The 18777-nt window shown below is 66.5% G+C and carries 20 protein-coding genes; 8 read left to right on the top strand and 12 right to left on the bottom strand.

The genetic code is table 11. From position 1 onward, the window contains the following. Nucleotides 1-238 precede the first annotated feature (238 nt). The 5 genes from AC1DVI_RS11050 to AC1DVI_RS11030 all read left to right on the top strand — a co-directional run bounded on the left by AC1DVI_RS11050 (nucleotide 239) and on the right by AC1DVI_RS11030 (nucleotide 4126). Nucleotides 239-811 (top strand): Hsp20/alpha crystallin family protein, encoded by a 573-nt coding sequence (locus AC1DVI_RS11050; protein WP_476958004.1) that lies wholly within the window; start codon nucleotides 239-241, stop codon nucleotides 809-811. A gap of 78 nt (nucleotides 812-889) precedes the next feature. Beyond that, a complete protein-coding gene (locus AC1DVI_RS11045) occupies nucleotides 890-1408 on the top strand; it encodes a BCAM0308 family protein (RefSeq protein WP_476958003.1) in 519 nt (172 codons plus the stop codon). 50 nt (nucleotides 1409-1458) lie between these two features. Continuing rightward, nucleotides 1459-2820, top strand: a complete 1362-nt coding sequence (locus AC1DVI_RS11040) for a nicotinate phosphoribosyltransferase (RefSeq protein WP_476958002.1) — start codon at nucleotides 1459-1461, stop codon at nucleotides 2818-2820. Between the two features lie 47 nt (nucleotides 2821-2867). Next, nucleotides 2868-3113 (top strand): hypothetical protein, encoded by a 246-nt coding sequence (locus AC1DVI_RS11035; RefSeq protein ID WP_476958001.1) that lies wholly within the window; start codon nucleotides 2868-2870, stop codon nucleotides 3111-3113. Between the two features lie 26 nt (nucleotides 3114-3139). Continuing rightward, entirely contained in the window at nucleotides 3140-4126 is a 987-nt protein-coding gene (locus AC1DVI_RS11030) for a ribose-phosphate diphosphokinase (protein ID WP_476958000.1), read from the top strand. Here AC1DVI_RS11030 and AC1DVI_RS11025 read toward each other — a convergent pair. The 7 genes from AC1DVI_RS11025 to AC1DVI_RS10995 all read right to left on the bottom strand — a co-directional run bounded on the left by AC1DVI_RS11025 (nucleotide 4104) and on the right by AC1DVI_RS10995 (nucleotide 11522). After that, nucleotides 4104-5831, bottom strand: a complete 1728-nt coding sequence (locus tag AC1DVI_RS11025) for a long-chain-fatty-acid--CoA ligase (protein ID WP_476957999.1) — start codon at nucleotides 5829-5831, stop codon at nucleotides 4104-4106. The two genes, AC1DVI_RS11030 and AC1DVI_RS11025, sit on opposite strands and share 23 nt — an antisense overlap. Before the next feature lie 61 nt (nucleotides 5832-5892). Then, nucleotides 5893-6441: a hypothetical protein gene (locus tag AC1DVI_RS11020; RefSeq protein WP_476957998.1), complete on the bottom strand. Its 549-nt coding sequence runs from the start codon at nucleotides 6439-6441 to the stop codon at nucleotides 5893-5895. Between the two features lie 12 nt (nucleotides 6442-6453). Then, the gene (locus AC1DVI_RS11015; RefSeq protein ID WP_476957997.1) at nucleotides 6454-7518 is read right to left on the bottom strand and encodes a hypothetical protein; all 1065 of its coding nucleotides are present in this window, start codon (nucleotides 7516-7518) and stop codon (nucleotides 6454-6456) included. 3 nt (nucleotides 7519-7521) lie between these two features. Continuing rightward, nucleotides 7522-8331: a universal stress protein gene (locus AC1DVI_RS11010; protein ID WP_476957996.1), complete on the bottom strand. Its 810-nt coding sequence runs from the start codon at nucleotides 8329-8331 to the stop codon at nucleotides 7522-7524. 47 nt (nucleotides 8332-8378) lie between these two features. Continuing rightward, complete coding sequence (locus AC1DVI_RS11005; protein ID WP_476957995.1) at nucleotides 8379-9221, bottom strand: universal stress protein; 843 nt, start codon at nucleotides 9219-9221, stop codon at nucleotides 8379-8381. Between the two features lie 300 nt (nucleotides 9222-9521). Continuing rightward, the gene (locus AC1DVI_RS11000) at nucleotides 9522-9827 is read right to left on the bottom strand and encodes a hypothetical protein (RefSeq protein ID WP_476957994.1); all 306 of its coding nucleotides are present in this window, start codon (nucleotides 9825-9827) and stop codon (nucleotides 9522-9524) included. A gap of 87 nt (nucleotides 9828-9914) precedes the next feature. After that, nucleotides 9915-11522 (bottom strand): sensor histidine kinase, encoded by a 1608-nt coding sequence (locus AC1DVI_RS10995; RefSeq protein WP_476957993.1) that lies wholly within the window; start codon nucleotides 11520-11522, stop codon nucleotides 9915-9917. 570 nt (nucleotides 11523-12092) lie between these two features. On the opposite strand from AC1DVI_RS10995, the gene AC1DVI_RS10990 reads away from it, so the two are divergent. Beyond that, nucleotides 12093-12518 carry a hypothetical protein gene (locus AC1DVI_RS10990; protein ID WP_149166355.1) on the top strand — a complete coding sequence of 142 codons (426 nt, stop codon included), beginning with the start codon at nucleotides 12093-12095 and terminating at the stop codon, nucleotides 12516-12518. A gap of 21 nt (nucleotides 12519-12539) precedes the next feature. Next, nucleotides 12540-13409, top strand: coding sequence for a Crp/Fnr family transcriptional regulator (locus AC1DVI_RS10985; protein ID WP_476957992.1), 870 nt, complete (start codon nucleotides 12540-12542; stop codon nucleotides 13407-13409). 119 nt (nucleotides 13410-13528) lie between these two features. On the opposite strand, the gene AC1DVI_RS10980 is transcribed toward AC1DVI_RS10985, so the two are convergent. The 5 genes from AC1DVI_RS10980 to AC1DVI_RS10960 form a co-directional block, all read right to left on the bottom strand. After that, on the bottom strand, nucleotides 13529-14512 hold the full coding sequence (locus AC1DVI_RS10980; protein ID WP_476957991.1) for a zinc-dependent alcohol dehydrogenase family protein: 984 nt from the start codon (nucleotides 14510-14512) through the stop codon (nucleotides 13529-13531). 102 nt (nucleotides 14513-14614) lie between these two features. Continuing rightward, nucleotides 14615-14911, bottom strand: a complete 297-nt coding sequence (locus tag AC1DVI_RS10975) for a c-type cytochrome (RefSeq protein ID WP_476957990.1) — start codon at nucleotides 14909-14911, stop codon at nucleotides 14615-14617. 26 nt (nucleotides 14912-14937) lie between these two features. Next, on the bottom strand, nucleotides 14938-15309 hold the full coding sequence (locus tag AC1DVI_RS10970; protein ID WP_149166351.1) for a c-type cytochrome: 372 nt from the start codon (nucleotides 15307-15309) through the stop codon (nucleotides 14938-14940). A 1-nt stretch (nucleotide 15310) separates the two neighbouring features. Continuing rightward, nucleotides 15311-16657: a L,D-transpeptidase family protein gene (locus AC1DVI_RS10965; RefSeq protein WP_476957989.1), complete on the bottom strand. Its 1347-nt coding sequence runs from the start codon at nucleotides 16655-16657 to the stop codon at nucleotides 15311-15313. Nucleotides 16658-16674: 17 nt separating this feature from the next. Continuing rightward, nucleotides 16675-16935 (bottom strand): hypothetical protein, encoded by a 261-nt coding sequence (locus tag AC1DVI_RS10960; protein WP_476957988.1) that lies wholly within the window; start codon nucleotides 16933-16935, stop codon nucleotides 16675-16677. Nucleotides 16936-17290: 355 nt separating this feature from the next. Here AC1DVI_RS10960 and AC1DVI_RS10955 point away from each other — a divergent pair, with 355 nt between their 5' ends. Then, nucleotides 17291-18766, top strand: a complete 1476-nt coding sequence (locus AC1DVI_RS10955; RefSeq protein ID WP_476957987.1) for an efflux RND transporter periplasmic adaptor subunit — start codon at nucleotides 17291-17293, stop codon at nucleotides 18764-18766. Nucleotides 18767-18777 lie beyond the last annotated feature (11 nt).

Below are 18777 nucleotides of genomic sequence, written 5' to 3'. Positions count from 1 at the left end.
CGAAACCTGGCTCGTCGCCCGGCATGGACACCGCACCCCAGCCCAGGTGCGCGCCGACCAACTCCGGGTTGATCAGATGCCCATCGCCGAGCTACCCTTGGTCGCCTGAACAAGCCCAGCCGGGTGTCTCAAATCCGGGCCGCGGTACAATGCTTGATCCAGGTTAACGTGTCCGGGCCGCTTTGGGTCGATAGAAGAGGCGGCACACGCGCCACCGCAACAAACAGGAGGCACTCCCATGGCCGACACGAACGTGACGGAAAAGCCCAAACAGGAGGAGACCTCCCGGCAGGCGATCGCCTCCACCGGCGCAGCGGCTCAGGAGATCGCCGCCCGCAACCGGCACCCGATCCTGGCGTTGCGCGACGAGTTCGACCGGCTGTTCGACGAGGCGTCGTCGATGTTCCGCTTCCCCTGGAGCCGGCGCTCGCCGTTCGACCTGGAACCGTTGCTGCGCACGGAGCTGGAGGGCGCCGCTTTCGCGCCGCCGGCCGAGGTCGAGGAGCGCGCGGGCGAGTATCGGGTGACCATGGAAATGCCCGGCATGGACGAGCAATCCGTGGACCTCAGCGTCCAGGACGACGTCCTGTCCATCAAGGCCGAGAAGAGCGAGGAAAAGGAGGAGAAGGACGCCAACCGTTACGTCTCGGAGCGGCGCTACGGCCTGTGCGCGCGGTCGTTCCGCCTTCCCGCCAATGTGGACCGCGACCGCATCGCGGCCAGCATGAAGAATGGCGTCCTCACCGTCGTTCTTCCCAAGACCGAACCGGGCCAACCGTCCAAGCGGAAGATCGACATCGCGAAGGCCTGAACGGCACGGTGTCGCGCCACGGAGTCATCGAGTGCCGGGCAACGCCGGCACTTCCTTTCCTTCACCGGCAGGTTCCCCATGGGCGAGCACATCCACGAACCGCGTCCCCACGACCAGCGTCCGCAACCGGCCCGCCGCGACCGGCTGATCCAGGAGCATGTCCACGACCCATACAAGCGGGCCGCCAAACTGTCCGATCCGACGGTCTGTCCGCAATGCGGCGCCGTCTACCACCACGGGCGGTGGAGTTGGGGGTTGCCCGCCGTCGATGCCGTGAAGGAATTGTGCCAGGCCTGCCACCGCGCCAACGACCGCTACCCCGCCGGCACCGTGACCCTGTCCGGCGGCTTCGTCGGCCCGCATCGCGACGAGATCCTGGCCGCCGTCCATCACCAGGAGCGCCTGGAGAAGGACGAGCATCCCCTGCACCGCATCATCGGCATCGAGCATCGCGACGGCGACATGGTGGTGACGACCACCGACGTGCATCTGCCCCGCCGCATCGGCGAGGCCCTGCACCACGCCTATGCCGGCGATCTCGACCTCCACTACGACAAGGACGCCTACTATGTCCGCGTCGCCTGGAGGCGCGACTGAGCCGGAACCTGTCGGGCATTCGCGCCTGAGGGCGTGGGAAAGGGACGGCCATGCCGGAGTCGGACGGAGACGGGGATGGCAACAGCCTGCTGCTGACGGACTATTACCAGCTCACCATGGTCCAGGCCTATGTCGAGCATGGCCTGACCGACGTGGCGTCGTTCGAGCTGTTCGTGCGCAAGCTGCCGCCGGGGCGGAACTTCCTGATGGCCGCCGGACTCGAACAGGCGGTGGCTTTCCTGGAGAGCGCGTGGTTCGGCGCGGACGAGATCGCTTGGCTTCGCGGCGAGGGCCGGTTCTCCGAGGCGGCCATCGAGGAGTTGGCGAATTTTCAATTCAGCGGGGATCTGGACGCGCTGCCCGAAGGGACGGTCTTCTTCGCCCACGAGCCGATCCTGCGGGTGACGGCGCCGTTGCCGCAGGCGCAGCTCGTCGAAAGCCGCCTGATCAACCTGATCCATCTGCAGACCGTCATCGCCTCGAAGGCGGCGCGGCTGGTGTTGGCGGCGCGGCACCGCCCGCTCATCGATTTCGGGCTGCGCCGGGCGCATGGGGCGGAGGCGGCGCTGCTGGCCGCAAGGGCGAGTTATCTGGCGGGGTTCGCCGGAACCGCGACGGCGCTGGCCGCCAAGCGCTTCGGCATTCCCGCCGTCGGCACCATGGCCCATTCCTTCATCCAGGCCCACGCCAGCGAGAGGGAGGCCTTCGCCAACTTCGCGCGTTCCCGCCCGCAACGGCTCGTGCTGCTTCTGGACACCTACGACACCGAAGCGGCGGCCAGGACCGTGGTCGCGCTGGCCCGCGATCTGGCCGGCGAGGGCATCCGGATCGACGGCGTGCGGCTCGACAGCGGTGATCTGGCCGCGCTCTCCCGCAAGGTGCGGGGCATCCTGGACGAGGGCGGCCTGGACGAGACGCGCATCATCGCCAGCGGCGGTCTGGACGAGGCGGGGATCGCCGACCTTCTGGACGGCGGGGCGCCCATCGACAGCTTCGGCGTCGGCACCAGCCTGGGGACCTCCACCGACGCGCCGGCGCTGGATTGCGCCTACAAGTTGGTGGAGTACGCCGGCCTGCCGCGGCGCAAGCGGTCCGCCGGCAAGGCAACGTGGCCCGGACGCAAGCAGGTCTTCCGGCGCTACGGGGCGGAGGGGCGGATCGAGGCCGACCGGCTTTCGACCCTGGACAGCGACGAGGAGGGTCGGCCCCTGCTGGTGCCGGTGGTGCGCGGCGGCCGGCGGGTGGCGCCGCTGCCGGACCTTCCGGCGATCCGGGCCCATGCGGCGGCGGAGTTGGCATCCCTTCCGGAAGCCCTGTCGCATCGGACCTCCGGGCTTCCTCTCCTGGTGGAGATCGCTCCGATTCTGGAACGCCTTGCCCGGGAGGCGGACCGGCGGGTCGACACCGTGTGAAGCAGAGCCTCGACCGGACGGACGGGGCGGAACGGATGGGTGGTGTCATGGATTCCTATCTGCATCTGGAATACATCGTGGAACGGCAGCAAAAGGCGTGGACCGTGCGCATGCAGGGCGGTGACTGCGCCGGCTTCTTTCCGTCCCGGCGTGATGCTCTCAAGGCGGCGCTCGGAGATGCGGAGCGGGTGTGCGATCTCGGCCACCATGTGGACGTGTACGCCCGGCGTGTGGACGGCAGCCTGAGACGGGTTGCGGCGCGCCCCGCCGACCGGCCATCCAACCGGCCATGAGCCGTGTCCGCCCGGAGGAGGCTCCCGTGGGAAACGATGGCATCCTGCTCTTCGATCTGGACCCGGACTGGGGCCTTGGGGCGCGGATCGCCCGGCAACTGGAGGTGCCGGTGAGCCTTCACGAGGAGCGGGGCTTCGAAGACGGGGAACTCAAGGTCCGCCCGCTGGTGGGGGTGCGCAACAGGGACGTCTATGTGGTGCAGTCCCTGCAAGGCGATGCGGAGCGCAGCGTGCACGACAAGCTGTGCCGGCTTCTGTTCTTCGTCGGCGCGGTGAAGGACGCGTCCGCGGCGAGCGTGACCGTCGTCACCCCCTATCTGGCCTACGCGCGCAAGGATCGGCGGACCAAGCCGCGCGATCCCGTGACCCTGCGCTATCTGGCCGGCATGATGGAGGCGGTCGGCGTGGACCGGGTGATTACGGTCGATGTCCACAACGAGGCGGCGTTCGAGAACGCCTTCCGATGCCGGACGGAGCATCTGGAGGCGCGCAAGCTGTTCGCGGCGCATCTGGCACCGCTGGTCGGCCAGGGCGGCCTGTCCGTGGTGTCTCCGGACGTCGGCGGGGTGAAGCGGGCCGAACGGCTCCGGGAGTCCCTGGAGCACGCCTTGGGCCGCGACGTCGGGCTCGCCTTCATGGAAAAGACACGCAGCGGCGGCGTGGTGCGGGGCGGGACGCTGGTCGGGGACGTCCAGGGGCGGACGGTGGCGATCCTCGACGACCTGATCAGCACCGGCACCACGATGATGCGCGCCGCCTCGGCCTGCCGCGCCGCGGGCGGAGGCCCGGTGTTCGCCCTCGCCACGCACGGGCTGTTCGTCGGCGGCGCCCCGACGGTCGTCGCCTCGCCGCTGTTCGACCGCGTCGTCGTCACCGATACACTGCCGCCCTTCCGCCTGCCGGAGAAGCTGGTGTCCCGCCGCGTGACGGTGCTGGCCACGGCCCCGCTGCTTGCGGAGGCCATCGCCCGCATTCACGGTGGCGGGTCGGTCAGCGATCTGCTGGCCGATTGACCTCCCGGTCGTCGCCCCCTAGCCGTTCGGGGATGAGGTCGCGTTTCAGAATCTTGCCGATCGTCGAGGTCGGCAAGGCCGTGCGGAACTCGATCCGCTGCGGCTGTTCGAAGCGTGACAGGCGATGGGCGAGGAAGGCGCGCAACTCCGCTTCGGACAGCGTGGAGCCGGGCTGCGGCACGACGAAGGCCCGGATCGCCTGCCCGCGCACCGGGTCGGGCTCGCCCACCGCCGCGGCATCGACAACCTGCGGATGCTGTTTGATGACCGCTTCGACGGTGCGCGGGTAGACATGCTGCCCACCGGTGACGATCAGATCCTTCAGACGGTCCACGATGTGAAGGTAACCGTCACCGTCGAGAAAGCCGATGTCCCCCGTGTGCAGATGGCCGCCCTCCATCGCCTGCGCCGTCGCCGGCGCGTCCTGCCAATAGCCGGCCATCAACTGCGGTCCGCTCACGCACACCTCGCCGCTGTAGCCTTGGGGTAGGGGCGTGCGGCGGTCGTCCAGCGAGACGATCTCGACCAGGGTGCCCGGCAGCGGCAAGCCCGCCGAGCCCGGCTTGTTCAGGCCGCTGAACGGGTTGCAAGTCACCACCGGCGAGGCTTCGGTCAGGCCGTAGCCTTCGGCCAGATAGGCCCCGGTGAGTTGCTGGAAGCGCTCCAGCAGCAGCGGCGGCAGGCTGTCGCCTCCCGACACGCACAGGCGCAGCGACGACAGATCGTAGCGGTTCAGGTGGGGAAAGGCAGCTATGGCCTGGAACAGGCGCGGCACGCCGCTGAAAATGGACGGGCGTTTGCGCTGTATGGTCTCCAGGATCTCGCGCACGTCCACCCGCGGCAGCAGGATCAGCTCCGCTCCCAGCGCCAGGGCGAAGTTCATCACGCCGGTCATGCCGAACACGTGGAAGAAGGGCAGCACCGCCAGCACCCGTTCACGGCCCGGTTCGGCGCCGGTGAACCAACGGCGGCACTGGATCGTGTTGGCGTACAGGCCCGCATGGGTCAGGACGGTGCCCTTGGGAACGCCGGTGGTGCCGCCGGTGTATTGCAGCACCGCGGGGTCGGCGCGGGGCTGCACCGCCACCGGGCGAGGCGCGCCATGGTCGGCGAGCAAACGGCGAAAGCACACATGCCGCTCGTCCCGGGGGATGTCGGCCACATCCCGGCGTTTGAACAGCCGATAGGCCCAGTTCCTTGGAAATGGCAGGGCGTCGGCCATGCGCGCCACGACGATCGTTCGAAGCCGGCCCGGCCACCCCAGCGCGTCGAGCTTGGCGTGGAACGGGACGAGGTCCAGCGTGATCAGAACCTCGGTCCCGGAATGCTCGATCTGATCGGTCAACTCGGCGATGGAGGCGAGCGGGTTGAGGTTCACGACAACGCCGCCGGCCTTCAGGATGGCGTGGAACGCGATCACCGAATAGGGACAGTTCGGCAGCAGAAGAGCCACCTTGCCTCCCTTTCCGACGCCCAGCTCCTGAAGCCCGCGCGCGGCGCGATCGACCAGGTTGCCGGTCTGTCGGTAGGTGATCCGCTTTCCATAGAAGTCGAGGCAGACGGTGTTCGGAAAGGCGGCGCAGGCATCCTCCACCAGCCGGTGCAGCGGCTGCTCGGGGATGGGGGTGCGCCAGTCGAGCCCGGCCGGATAGGACGCTTCCCAAGGCTGACGTCCGTTTGTCGGCGGCGTTGTCGCGCTGTCCATGGCGTGCCCCTGCATTGATGGGAACCATCGGGAACCCGGTGTGGGTGCGTTTCGGCGGCCGTCACATCATGTCGCCCGCTCCGGTCTCCGCGTCGAAGGGGTTGATGCCCGGCCGTCCCGGCCGTCCCGCCACGCAGTCGAGCAAGGCTGGAATGGCCTTGCTCGTCCCGCTCAGCAGGATGGACACCGTGCTGCGTCGCCCGTGGACGGACAGGCTCGATCCGCGCATCAGGGCATCGAGCAGGTCGCGCGTCAACGGCAGGCCCAGGTTGAAGATGTCCGGCACCGGCACCTCGACGATGCCTTGCCCGGTCCAGCGCCGGTCGATGCTGACGACGACGTCATAGACGGCGCCGATGGACAGGTCGAAGTCCGCGCGGAAGACATGCAGCCGGAACGTCCTGAAATCGCCGGTGACCGTCATTGCGATGGCGGCATCGATCTCCGGGCGCCCATCGATCCGGTATTCCGAAAGGAGCAGGCAATAGCCCGCGCCATCGCTTTCCAGTCTCCAGCCCACCACCCGGTCCTTGCCGTAGGCCAGTTCCGGAGCAAAGCCGGTCGTGGCGATCAGCAGTGCGAGCGTGCGCCATATGGATCTACGCTCCATTGTCGGAGGCTCCTATCCTTGACCGAAGGGGCGCGCGGTGGCCAAGCGCAAATAGGCGTCGATGCGGGCGAGCCAGTCGCCGCGCCGCTCGCCCGCCGCCTCGTCCAGCCGCTCGGCGGCGAGGCGCGCCCGCAGGCTGGCGCGGAAACTGCAGTAGAAGGCGATCAGTCGCCGATCGGCTGCGTCGCCGCTCCAGACGCGGTAGAGGTCGAGAATTGCGTCGCCGACCCGTCGGGCGCCAAGCCGCTCGCATTCGAGAGACAGATAGGCCAGTTCGTCCACCGGGTCGAGCAACCGCAGGTCGCGGCTGAACTCCAAGCAGTCGATGATTCGGGGCGTGCCGTCGAGAAAGACATGCTCGGGCCGCAGGTCGCCGTGCCCCTCGATGATCCGCCCCTCCGCCGCCCGCGCCCGAAGCAATCGGCCGTGTCCCGTCAGAAAAGCGACCTGCGTTTCGGCGGCGGCGCGGGCTCGTTCGGCCAGCGGACCGGTCACCCGGGGAAGCGTCACGTCGAGATTGCGGCTGATGTCCGCCTCGAAACGCCGCTGATAGTCAGCTGGCGACATCGGTTCCGCCAAGCCGCCGCGGTAGAACTTCGTCAGGACGAGGCCGAGCCGTTCGATGTCGGCCGGTGCCAGAGCGCCGGCCCGGATGCGTTCGTCCAAGCGCCGCTCCTGCGGCAGTCGCACCATCCACACCAGCCAGTCGGCCATCAAGTCCCGCGGACCAGGGCGTCCCCCGAGACGGAACGAGCCGTCCGGACGGGCGAGCAGACCGACCACGCCGAGGTAAACATCGGGCGCCAAGCGGCGGTTCAGCCGCGTCTCCGTCAAGCAATTGCTTCGCCGGGCGGTGAGGGACGTGAAATCCACACAGGGCAGACGCGCCGGCTTCTTCAGCTTGTAGGCGTGCCGCTCGGTCAGGAAGACCCACGACAGGTGTGTTTCAATGGTCTCGACCCGGCTTGGACGATCCGGGTAGGCGTCGGGCTTGCGCAGAAAGCCGATCTTCGCATCCAGCGGGATGCAGGCTTCCCTCGTCTCCTGTGGAACGGCGATAATGTGCGGGTCCGCCACGGTTCAATGCACCATCAGCACCGGCCGATCGGCGGCTTCCAGCACATGGTGCGTGGCGCCCCCCAACGCTTGTTCGAACACGCGGGCGTGGCCGTAAGCCCCCATGACGAGGAGATCCGCCTCCACCGCGCGGGCCTGGGCGAGAATCGCTCCGGGCGCTTCGAACTCGGCGGCGAAGTTGATCCGCGCGTCCGCGTGGATGCGGTGGGCCTCCAGGTAGGCCAGGGCGCGGCGGTCGGGCTCGTCGTCGAACCCCGGCGGGTGCACGGAGAGCAGGATGGTTTCCTTGGCGTGACGCAGGAACGGCAGCGCGCCGTGCAAGGCGCGGCCGGCCTCGCGGCGCTCGTTCCACGCGACAAGCACGCGTTGCGGCCGGAAGGTTTCCTCCGCCCCCGGCGGAACGATCAGCAGCGGCGCGCTGGCGCTCAGCACCAGTTGGCCGAGCGCGCGCGGCGACAGTCCGCCCTTGCCTGCGGAGTCTCGATCATCGCGGCCGGCAACGATCAGGTCGGCGTAACGGCTGTGGAAGGCCAGCCGCTCGGGCAGGAAGCCGTGATCGGCGATCCAGTCGCATTTCAGGCAGGCGGCGCTGCACCGGGCGATGAAGCTCTGTTCCGCTTCGGCCGAGGGCCGGCCGGGCACCGGTGGGATGGCGACCGGTGCCGCGACGTACCAGGGCAGGGCGGTCTCGGCCGGGCAATGGAGGCCGATGAGGCGCGCGCCCATTAGGCGCGCCACCGCGATGGCCGTTGAAAGGCCGGCGCTCGTGTGCAGATCCCGGGCGAACGGCACGAGGATCGTCTTGATGTCCATGATGACCTCCCGGTCTTGCTCGCATCGGTATGCCCGGCGCCGATGCGTCAGTGGGACATCAGCACCGGGACGGTCATACGGTCGAGGATCGAGCGCGTCGCGCCACCGAGCACCCATTCACGGGCGCGGGAGTGGCCATAGGCACCCATGACCAGCAGATCCGCATCGTGGTCGAACATCCAGTTCAACGCCACATCCGCCACGTCGCTGCCCTCCGACGACAGGGAGGCCACCTCCACCGTCACGCCGTGGCGGGCCAACAGGGTGCCGATGTCCGCCCCCGGCAACGCGCCGTGACCGCTTGGCGTGGATGCCGCATCGACCACCAGCACCGTGACCGATGTCGCCTTCTCCAGCATGGGCATGGCGTCTGCGACCGCGCGCGCCGCCGCGCGGCCCGCGTCCCAGGCCACCACGATCCGTTTCCCGATGGTGGGACGGAGGCCGGCTTGGGGAACCAGCAGCACCGGCCGCCCGCAGGACATCACCACCGTTTCGATCTCCAACCGGCCGACGAGCGCCGAATGGCCGGGCAACGCCTGACCGAGGACGAGAAGGTCCGCGTAGCGGGCGTTCAGAGCCAGAGCCCTGTCGATCGCCGTGTCATCGCACTTGCAGATCCGCCGTTCCGCCACGCACCGCTGCGGGTCGAGCAAGGCGTCCATCCTGGCAACCGTGCGCTCCGTCTCCTCCGCCGCGGACCGGTTCAGCGCATCGGTCACGAACTGCGGAACGCCACCGTCGATGGACATGGGAATGCGCGGCTGAATGTCGAGCACGAGGCCGGTCAGATGCGCCGTGTGCTGCTCCGCCAGGAGCATGGCCGCTTCGACCCGTGCCGCGCCGGCCGGGCAATCATCGAACTGAACGAGAATTTCCCGGTAGGACATGGCCGCGTCTCCTTGGTCGTGTGATGGGGCGTTTTCGCCCGACGAGCATGGCGAGACAGCATTGGCTCGTATGAGGATCGTGACATTAACCTGGATAAAGACCGGAGCGGCGCAGACACCGGGAACCGGCTCCGCCAAGCGTGCACGAGGTGGTCAGTCAACTCCCCGCCAACTCCCCGCCAACTCCCCGCCAACTCCCCGCCAACTCCCCGCGGATCGGCAGATAGAAAGCTGTAGGCGGGGCTTCGGCGGGCGGTGGCGCGGGCGCAGGCCGGGGTGGCGGCCCGCCAGTCGTCCCTGTCAGGCGACTGTGTGGTGACCATCGCCCTCTCCCCTGCGCACCGCTTCCTCGTTCTCGTGATGGCGGACGTAATGCGCCAGAACGATCTTCAGGACACCGGCGCGCTTCATGTCCCGGCAGGCCACGGCATGGGCAATGTCATCCTCGATCATGCGGCGGATGGTGCGTTGCCCCTCCGGGGTTTGGTCGAGGTAGGAACCGAGTTCCGCGGCAACGATCTCCGGCAAATGCTCATGCTCGGCGATGGCGTCGATCTCCTCGCGGGTCAGCCCACTCAGCCCGATGCAGTCCTCGATCGTGATCATTATGATGGCCTCCCTGGTCACGGGTGTGACACCAGTCTGGCCGGATCGAGCAGCGCGGACCTTAACCCAGGTTAGCAAGCCACGACTTCAATTGGCGTGTCCTGCGTCTCCGGTGTGAAGGGTCAGCCGCAAACTGGTTTGCGGCGACGTTGTCCATGTCGACTTCGCGCCAACCTGCTCGGCCAGCATGCTGATCAATTCGAGGCCGGAGGATCGTACCCGCTCCGGCGGCAGGCCAACGCCATTATCGGACAGCATCAGATGGATCTCGCCGGGCTTTGTCACGAGCAAGGCGAGGGTGATCGTCCCGCCTCCCTGTGGGAACGCATGCTTGGCGCTGTTGGTGATGAACTCGTTGGCGATCAGCCCGAGTGAGACGGCGGTGTTGTGGTCGACATACGCATGGTCGACGCTGGTTCGCAGCGCGATTCCACCGGCAAGGCTGCGTCCATGAAGGGCTATGGCGTTGGCGCACAGTTCTAGAAGATACTCTCCCAGTTCCACGACGCCGACCTGGCTGGCCTCATACAGGCGAGAATGCACGAGGCGAAGCGCCTCGACCCGCCCCTGGAGTTGATCCAGGATGCGGATGGTTTCTTCGCTCTTGGCTTGACCGCTTTCCAACGCAAGCAGGCTCAAGATCGCCTGGAGGTCGTTCTTGACCCGGTGCTGAAGTTCGCGCATCGACATGATCCGCTGGTCTTCCGCCCGGCGCAGGAGGTCGCTGGTGTTCCGCATCGTGTCGTAGACCGAGGCCAATTCCTCCAGGTTGGTCGGCGGCGGCGGCGGCAACGCCGCTCCGGGTGTCTGCATCGCTTCCGCGACTTGCGCCAACCCGCTCACCGACTTGGACAGCCGACGGGCGTAGCGCAGCACCAGGAGGGAGGCGCAGCCGAGCGCTAGGATGCTGACGGCGGCCGCCGACCACAGCGATCGGCGCAGAGGCTCCTCGAACACGGAGGCCGGCGCGGCGAACGCGACTGTCCATCCCGACACTTTTGAACGCGAGAACACGAGCGACAACGGCTCTCCCTCCAAAGCGGGGCCGGTCGCCTGCCCGGTCGGAGCCGTCTGGATCGCCATTTGAACCCACCCAGGGGCTGGTTTGCCGACAAACTGGTCGGCAGCGCGCGTTCGCGCGACGACGACCCCGTTTCGGTCGATGATCCCAGCCACCCAGCCGTCGGGAATTGGCTGCTCTCGAAGGAGGGTCTCCCATTTCGAGGTCGTCACCGCCGCAATGAGTGCGTAACGCTTGCCATCCTTTGCCTGAACGGGCACCAGGACTGCACCGACATGCTCGTTGGCGATGGGGCCGTACAACAGGCCGGAAACCTGCGGCTGTCCGGTGGTCATCGCCTCGCCCAGCTTGGGATTGATGTCGGCAACCGTCGGCACGGTCGTTCCATACGGAACTTTGGTGCTGAACACCACGCTTCCATCGGCATCGCGAAGCGTTACGTGCGACCAGTGGGAATGCTTGTCCTTGACCGCTTGAGCGACGCGATAAAGCCGTTGCGGATCGCCGTCGACGACCATCGTCGCGGCAAGCGCCTCCAGGGCGGAGGTGGTGACGAGCAGTTGCTGATCGAGAGCCGCCGCGATGGCGCGGACCGTGATCGCCATCTCGGCGGCGGCAAACTGTCGCTGTGTTGTCAGATTCCATGCGACCAAACTGACGGCGATGGCAGCCATGGCTGCCAAGGCCGTGACCACGACGCTGAGAAGATGGCGGCTGATGTTCCGTCGCGCCAAACCTATGGGAGGTGGAGGGGCCGGCGAGATATTGGTTAATAGCTGCATTGCCAAACCTCTTGATCATCAAAAGGTTGCCGTCGGTATTTTAAATTATAGACTCCTTATACTCTTTCTATTAAAGTGTGCAATGATTTTATAGTCCGGGACATTGTCGCGTCATGAAGGTTATCGACAATATGAAGAATGTGTTTTGTCATAGTTTATCTTATTATGTTTGGCGTTGATATTGTTGCGAATTGAGTATGATGCATAAGGCGTGATGGGGTGTCGCCGGCCTATTTTACGGATATGCTCCATCTCATTAGCATAGGCGCGCCGGATGGTGATCCAGATCAAGTCAATCGGCGGCACAATGAGGGACTGTTGCCGTGATGAGCCCAAGCGTTGAAAGATCGGCGGCGAAAAACCGGGGGCTGCGTTTCAGCCCCAACCGCGTTTTCGATGCCACTTTTTCCTGATGAGGGCGGTGCTCAAGCTAAACCCCGTGCATTGCCACAGGAGGCGGCCATGATGCCAACCGGTGACCTTGCGGAAGTCGGGCATCTCCATGCCGAACTCATGAACGCGATTGCCTTGGCCCTGGCGAGCGGCAGGCATCGCGATCAGGATTTGCTGTTTCTCTTTCAATGGGTACAAGAGGTGGGACAGGCCGAAGCAATGGACCGCGTCCGGTCCGTTGCAAGCGAGGCGTCGGACCGGACAACGGAGATGGACTGCCAGAGCGTGTTGCGGTCACTCGTCTGCACGCCGGCACACACGCCTCTCGGGATCGCCGCGAAACTGGCGGTCGCATGTGCAATGTTCGACGCTTTCAAAATGGCTCAGGAGGCGCCGGGAGGTCCTGTGGCGCCCCATGTCATTCTGTCCGCATTTTTCGACGCCATGGCCCAGGCTCAGCTGCTTCCGTTGGAGCGGCCAAGCCTTCCGCACTGATTCCAGGCTGAGGAGGCGGTCATGCAATCAGACTGCCAAGCGTGCCCGCTGCGACGTGACGGGTTGTGTGCAAGCGTTGCGGATGAACAGCTGCCCAGCTGGGCGGCGATCAAACGCCCGGTCCGCACCATTCGTGCCGGCGCCAGCTTGTTTGTCGAAGGTGACGAGAACGAGATGGTCTACATCGTTCGCCGTGGCTGGGCGTTGGCGTCCATGATGCACGAGAACGGTCGGCGCCAAGTGCTGCGTTTCGTCATGCCGGGAAATCTGATCGGTTTCGAGCGGGCCCCCGACGGCGACATGCCCTGCACGGTTGAAGCGCTCACCGATCTGATCGTCTGTCCGATGCCACGCCATTCCCTGATGCGCTTTTGCCAACAGGCGCCGAACGTTGCCTTGCGGATGGCATCCTTGCTCGCGGCCGAAACGATCTCTGATTGGCGGCTCCTGGGCGGACTCGGCACCCGCACCGCCGCGGAGCGGATTGCCCGGCTTCTCCTTGCCCTTTACAATCGGCAACGGCAAAGAACCGCACCGGACATTTCGGACGTGACGTTGCCGATCAGTCAGGTCCTCATTGCCGATGCCACAGGGCTGACACCGGTTCACGTGTGTCGGACGCTCAAGGAGATGCGTACGGCTGGCCTGCTGTCCTTCGCGAAAGGCCATCTGCGTGTGCTCGATTGGATGCGGCTCACTGAACTGGCCGAGATGAACGACGCCACGGCACCTCAGCCACTCGCCAAGCAGGACGTGTCGTTGCCACTCACCAATCCACGGGACCGCGGGCGATTGTCACAAGATTTCCGAAAACCATTATTGAACTCGCCCGGGGTGCGCGTAATTCATGTTATGGACTTTTCCAGTCGATCCGCTTCGAAAAAACTCTGACATCAGTAGTTATCGATCGATTTGGCCCGTCGATTTAAATGCTGTATGCCAAGGACCAGGAGAGGAATTCTGAATTCCACCTGATGCAAGCAGCGACCGCACAGCGGAAGGACGCCACCTCAGACGGTCAGCACCGCCGCTCCGGTGACGGTCCCGCAGCGCAGCGCTTCCACGGCTTCATTGGCCTGGGCGAGGGGAAAGGGCGTTGTGCGGGTCCGTACGGGGATGCGGGGCGCAAGCGCCAGGAACTCCTCCCCGTCCCGCCGGGTGAGGTTGGCGACGGAGCGGATCACCCGCTCACCCCATAGGATGTCATAGGGGAAGGAGGGAATGTCGCTCATGTGGATGCCGGCGCAGACGACGGTGCCCCCCTTCACCACCGCCCGCAGCGCCGTCGGCACCAGCGCGCCGACGGGGGCGAAGAGAATGGCGGCATCCAGAGGCTCCGGAGGGGGCTCTTCAGACCCGCCGGCCCATGCCGCGCCAAGATCACGGGCCAGGGCCTGTGCAGCTTCGTCCCCAGTCCGCGTGAAAGCGAAAACCCGCTGATCCCAGTGCCGGGCAATCTGGATGACGATGTGCGCAGCGGCCCCGAAGCCGTAAAGACCCAGGCGCTCCACCTCCCCGACGGCTCGGAGGGCGCGGTAGCCGATCAGGCCGGCGCACATCAGCGGCGCCGCTTCGATGTCCGTGTAGAACGGGTCGACAGGAAAGGCGTAGCGAGCGTCGGCGACCGCCATCTCGGCGTAGCCGCCGTCGATCTGGTAGCCGGTGTAGCGCGCGCGGTCGCACAGGTTCTCGCGTCCCGAGCGGCAATAGACGCATTCGCCGCAACTCCAGCCGAGCCAGGCGATGCCCACGCGGTCCCCAAGATGAAAGCGCTCCACGCCCGGCCCGGTTTCGAGGACGCTCCCGATGATCTCGTGGCCGGGAACAAGTGGCAGCTTGGGATGCGGCAACTCGCCGTCGATGACGTGCAGGTCGGTTCGGCACACCGCGCAGGCGTGCACGGCGATCAGGATTTGGCCCGGTCCTGGCTCTGGGTCCGGCAGCAAGGCGGGAATCAGCGGTGCGCGCGGCTGCGGCAGGATCATCGCTCTCATGCTCAGCCCTCCATGTGAAGGTCTGTTTCACGATCGTTCCGGACAACAGCGGCTTCCGGCGACCTTGATCGGGGCGCGCGGCGCGGAGTGGTTGGGCTCGCGTTAGCGCGACATCCCTTGCAGATAGGCGATAACGTCATCGATCTCCGAGCGTGAAAGATTCAGGTCGGGCATCGGCGGGTGAGGAAAGGTCAGCCATTGCCGCAACCAGTTCGGGCTGCGGTTCGGATCGCGCGCGATGCTGGCCAATGTCGGGACCGCGTCGGTGCCGCGCACGACACGGCTGTCCGCATTGCTGTCCGAGGCTAGGTGGCAGGCGGCGCACCAACGGTCGGCGATGCTTCTGCCGGCTTCCGCGTCCGCCGCCTGTGTCACGTCCGCCATGGCGAAAAACGTCATCAACACCCCCGCGCATAGGCCCGTCTTCATTGCAAGCCTTCCTTTAGGGACATCAGGTACGCGACGACATCGTCCGTTTCTTCCATGGACAGACGGATGTTCGGCATCACCGGGTGGGATGTCCGCAGGTAACTGCGCAGGGCCATTTCGGTGATCCCTGGATCGCGCATTCGCTCCACCAGGTCGGGCGCAGCAAGCTCCTCCTGCATGGGGGGCGGCTTAGCCATCGGCGGCTGCGACACGCGGTGGCACTCACCGCAGACCTCCTCGACCAAGTGGCGCCCGAAGCCGATGCTGCCCGGTCCATCGGACGCGGCGCGCGCGGACGCGGCAACAATCAACGAAACGATGATTGCTCCGACCGCTAGGCTGGGCAATCGGCACGGAGTGTCGACCATGTCAGGCCTCCCTGTGCCACGGGGCTGGTGCAATGGATACAGCGTCTTGTGCAGAAACGGCGGCCCGCCCGAAGCTGGCGGCAAGCCGGAAAGGTTCTGCGATGATCAGCTGCATGCTATGGCTGGGGCGCTCGGGAAGTCCACTCTTCGTACGAGGTACATGGCTGACAGGGCTCAGAAGGGCGCAGGACAAAAAGACGCAGGATAAGGCGCCTGCGCAGCGCCATCGCCGCCTTTGAACCGCGCCGGCTTTGTCGGAGGCCGGTATGTAGGGATCACGCCGCCGTGGCGACGTCTTCACGCGAACGCCATCCGCAACGCGCGCTCGTGGACCTCGGGGGCGTATTCGGGTGATGACGGTTTCGTCATGATGACCCCATCGTCTCGGAACATGGAGTCTCCGGAAAACTCGGAGCGGTTCAGTCTCCGACGACCCACGCAGGATGGGCCGCGGGAGGCCACGCTGTTCCTCGACCGCCTTGTGGACGGCGCCCCAATCCACCCGTGACGCGGCACGACCCGCGGCGCGTGCAACGATCGCCTCAAGATTCGGGAAGTCGGGCGGGTCGAAGCGCCCTGTTTCCTCTAGGGCATCGGCTTGCCGGGTCGTCAGGTGAACCTCGATGTAAAGGCTGTCGCCGACCCAGCCGAGTTTCACCGGCTCGTCCACGACACGAATCTGGGTGCCGATGGGCACCTCCTCGTACAGGCGCCCGATATCCCGGTTGTGCAGGCGGAAGCAGCCGTGGCTCACGCGGCGCCCAACACCATAGGGTTTGTTGGTTCCATGGACGATGATGCCCGTCCAGCCGAGGTACAGTGCCTTGGGTCCCAGCGGGTTGTCCGGCCCCGGCGGGACATAGGACGGCAGGTCCGGGTCCTCCTCCCGCATGCGCGTGGAAGGCATCCAGGGCGGGTTGACACGCTTGGCCCGGACGTAGGTGGAGCCGGTCTGCAGGTTGGCGGCCTCGGCACCAATTCCCACCGGAAAACTGGCCGGCGGCTTCCCCCGTGCGAAGTGATACAGGCGCTGCTCCGCAAGATTGATCACAATGCCGTTGCGCCCCCCGGATGGAAGGATATGCGCCGTCGGCAGCACCACGAGTGTTCGGTCGCCCGGCAGCCACGGGTCGATGGCTGGATTTGCCATGATGATCTCGGTGTAGCCGAGATCATTGTCGATGGCGATGTCGGCCAGCGTGTCGTCCGCTGACGCAAAGAGAATACCGAATGGCAATGGTCCAATGATGTCGGCCGCCGCCACCGGCACCGGAGCAAAGGCCAGGGCCGCCAGGGCAGTGACAACGCCTCCAATCGAACGCAACAGGACGGCAGCGCCCACGGTCACCTACGGCCTCAGTCCGCCTAAGAGCGGGTTTTCCGCTGGGTGCGGCTGAACATGCGTTCCGCCTTCTCGTTCGCCGCCCTGGCGTCCGCCGCTGCGGCGCGCGCCTGTTCGGCCGACTGCTGGGCGGCGCGGGCCGCCAGCGTCGCCTCCGCCTTGGCGTCATTGGCGGTGGCTTGCGTCTGGATCAGAAGGTTGCGGTCTTCCGCGCTTAACCCCGAGCACCCCGCCGCGAGCAGGGTGCCCAGCACGACGGATACGTTGCGCAAGGACATCGCCATATCAATCTCCTGTCTTGGATCCGAGAAACAAGGCGACCGGCTGGAGCGCGGAATCTCCGCTACAGGAGGGCCGCCCCGCCCAGTCATCCGCTTGCCCGGCATATCGAGCGTCGAGCATGGACGAAGGCGGAGTCGAGGCATTAACCCAGGTAAAGGCGGCGCATCGTAAAGACGCGGAGATCGGGCGGAGCCCGACCTCTTTCGGTCGAAGCGTCCCTGTGGGCGCCGCCTTTTGCGGGTTAACCCCATCCGCGAGCGCTGATCTTGATGCACGTTAATGCCCCGGGGCATCCTTCGGATAGGGTGCGGGAGTCCATGGTGCGGAGCGTGGACCCAGTCCTTCCGGAGTCAGCCGATGACGCTGCCGCTGACCGAGCACGGGCCGCTGACCGAGCACGGGCCGCTGACCGAGCACGGGCCGTTGAGCGACCACGGTCCGAGCCCTGGACGATCAAAGATCCCAGCGGAACGCCGTGTCGCCCGACATCCCGGCTGGCTGTTCGGGCTCGCGCTCGCCCTGACGGCCGCCGCAATGCTGCTTTCTCACGTTGTGGGCACCCGCAACGCCGCGCCCGCTTACCGCACCGGCCCGGTGGCCCGTGGGGCGGTTACCGCGTCGACCACCGCGTCGGGCACCGTCAACCCGGTCGTCACCGTGCAGGTGGGGTCACAGGTGTCGGGACAGATCAGCGAACTGCTCGCCGACTTCAACACCGAGGTGAAGACCGGTCAGCTCGTCGCCCGCATCGATCCTGCGCTGTTCGAGACACAGGTGGCGCAGGCGGCCGGCGACCTCGCCGTTGCCCAGGCGGGCATCGAGACCCAGCGCGCCACTGTCATACGCGCCAACGCCGACCTGGAGGCCGCGCGCGCCACGCTGACCAACGTACAGGCTCAGCTGCGCAAGGCCCAAGCGCTCCTGTTCAACGCCAGGAGCAGTTATGAACGCACGCAACGGCTCTTCGACCGCGGAAATGCCTCCGCCTCGGGCCGCGACAGCGCGAAATCCGCCAACGACGCCGCCCAGGCGGAGGTCGAGGCTCTGACCGCGCAGGAGATCAGCCAGCAGGCAACCGTCCGCTCCAGCGAGGCCCAGCTTACCCTCGCCCAAGCCAACGTGGCGAGCGCGATGGCGTTGGTGCAGCAGAAACAGGCGGCGTATCAGGGAGCGCGCATCAATCTGGAGCACACGCGCATCGTCGCCCCGGTGGACGGCACCGTCATCCAGCGCAACGTCGACCGCGGCCAGACGGTGGCGGCCAGCTTGCAGGCCCCGGTGCTGTTCACCATCGCCCAGGATCTGACGGCCATGCAGGTGGACGCTTCCGTGGACGAGGCGGATGTCGGGACCGTCCGGGTGGGCCAGGACGTGCACTTCACCGTGGACGCTTTCCCCGGCCGCCGCTTCACCGGGGCGGTGATGCAGATCCGCAAGGCGCCGCAGGTCGTGCAGAACGTCGTCACCTACGACGTGGTCATCTCGGCGCCCAATCCCGATCTTGCGCTCCTTCCCGGTCTGACCGCCAACGTGCGCATCGTCGCCGACCACCGCGACGACGCGCTGCTGGTTCCCAGCGCCGCCTTGCGCTACCACCCGGCCAAGGCCGCCCCGTCGAGCAGCCCGCCATCCCAGCAGACGGGCGAGGTCTGGGTGCTGAACGCCGCCGGGCAGCCGGAGCGCCGCCCTCTTCGGCTTGGTGTTTCCGACGGCAGCATGGTGGAGGTCGTCGAAGGAAAGCTGGGAGTCGGAGACCGTGTCGTGCTCGGCGAAACGGCGCCGTCCACGGCTTCGGGTGCCGTTCCATCCATGGGCGCCGGACCGCGCATGTGACGCCGGCGCTT

The sequence above is a fragment of the Azospirillum sp. P4_B5 genome, assembly GCF_056402275.1.
The sequence above is the reverse complement of the archived record's forward strand: the minus strand, read 5'-3'. Positions and strand labels throughout refer to the sequence as shown.

Bases quoted from the DNA above. Each gene is read 5' to 3' on its own strand.
- AC1DVI_RS11050 (WP_476958004.1), top strand. From the start codon at position 239: ATGGCCGACACGAACGTGACGGAAAAGCCCAAACAGGAGGAGACCTCC.
- AC1DVI_RS11045 (WP_476958003.1), top strand. From the start codon at position 890: ATGGGCGAGCACATCCACGAACCGCGTCCCCACGACCAGCGTCCGCAA.
- AC1DVI_RS11040 (WP_476958002.1), top strand. From the start codon at position 1,459: ATGCCGGAGTCGGACGGAGACGGGGATGGCAACAGCCTGCTGCTGACG.
- AC1DVI_RS11035 (WP_476958001.1), top strand. From the start codon at position 2,868: ATGGATTCCTATCTGCATCTGGAATACATCGTGGAACGGCAGCAAAAG.
- AC1DVI_RS11025 (WP_476957999.1), bottom strand. From the start codon at position 5,831: ATGGACAGCGCGACAACGCCGCCGACAAACGGACGTCAGCCTTGGGAA.
- AC1DVI_RS11020 (WP_476957998.1), bottom strand. From the start codon at position 6,441: ATGGAGCGTAGATCCATATGGCGCACGCTCGCACTGCTGATCGCCACG.
- AC1DVI_RS11010 (WP_476957996.1), bottom strand. From the start codon at position 8,331: ATGGACATCAAGACGATCCTCGTGCCGTTCGCCCGGGATCTGCACACG.
- AC1DVI_RS11005 (WP_476957995.1), bottom strand. From the start codon at position 9,221: ATGTCCTACCGGGAAATTCTCGTTCAGTTCGATGATTGCCCGGCCGGC.
- AC1DVI_RS11000 (WP_476957994.1), bottom strand. From the start codon at position 9,827: ATGATCACGATCGAGGACTGCATCGGGCTGAGTGGGCTGACCCGCGAG.
- AC1DVI_RS10995 (WP_476957993.1), bottom strand. From the start codon at position 11,522: ATGGCTGCCATCGCCGTCAGTTTGGTCGCATGGAATCTGACAACACAG.
- AC1DVI_RS10990 (WP_149166355.1), top strand. From the start codon at position 12,093: ATGATGCCAACCGGTGACCTTGCGGAAGTCGGGCATCTCCATGCCGAA.
- AC1DVI_RS10985 (WP_476957992.1), top strand. From the start codon at position 12,540: ATGCAATCAGACTGCCAAGCGTGCCCGCTGCGACGTGACGGGTTGTGT.
- AC1DVI_RS10980 (WP_476957991.1), bottom strand. From the start codon at position 14,512: ATGAGAGCGATGATCCTGCCGCAGCCGCGCGCACCGCTGATTCCCGCC.
- AC1DVI_RS10975 (WP_476957990.1), bottom strand. From the start codon at position 14,911: ATGACGTTTTTCGCCATGGCGGACGTGACACAGGCGGCGGACGCGGAA.
- AC1DVI_RS10970 (WP_149166351.1), bottom strand. From the start codon at position 15,309: ATGGTCGACACTCCGTGCCGATTGCCCAGCCTAGCGGTCGGAGCAATC.
- AC1DVI_RS10960 (WP_476957988.1), bottom strand. From the start codon at position 16,935: ATGGCGATGTCCTTGCGCAACGTATCCGTCGTGCTGGGCACCCTGCTC.
- AC1DVI_RS10955 (WP_476957987.1), top strand. From the start codon at position 17,291: ATGACGCTGCCGCTGACCGAGCACGGGCCGCTGACCGAGCACGGGCCG.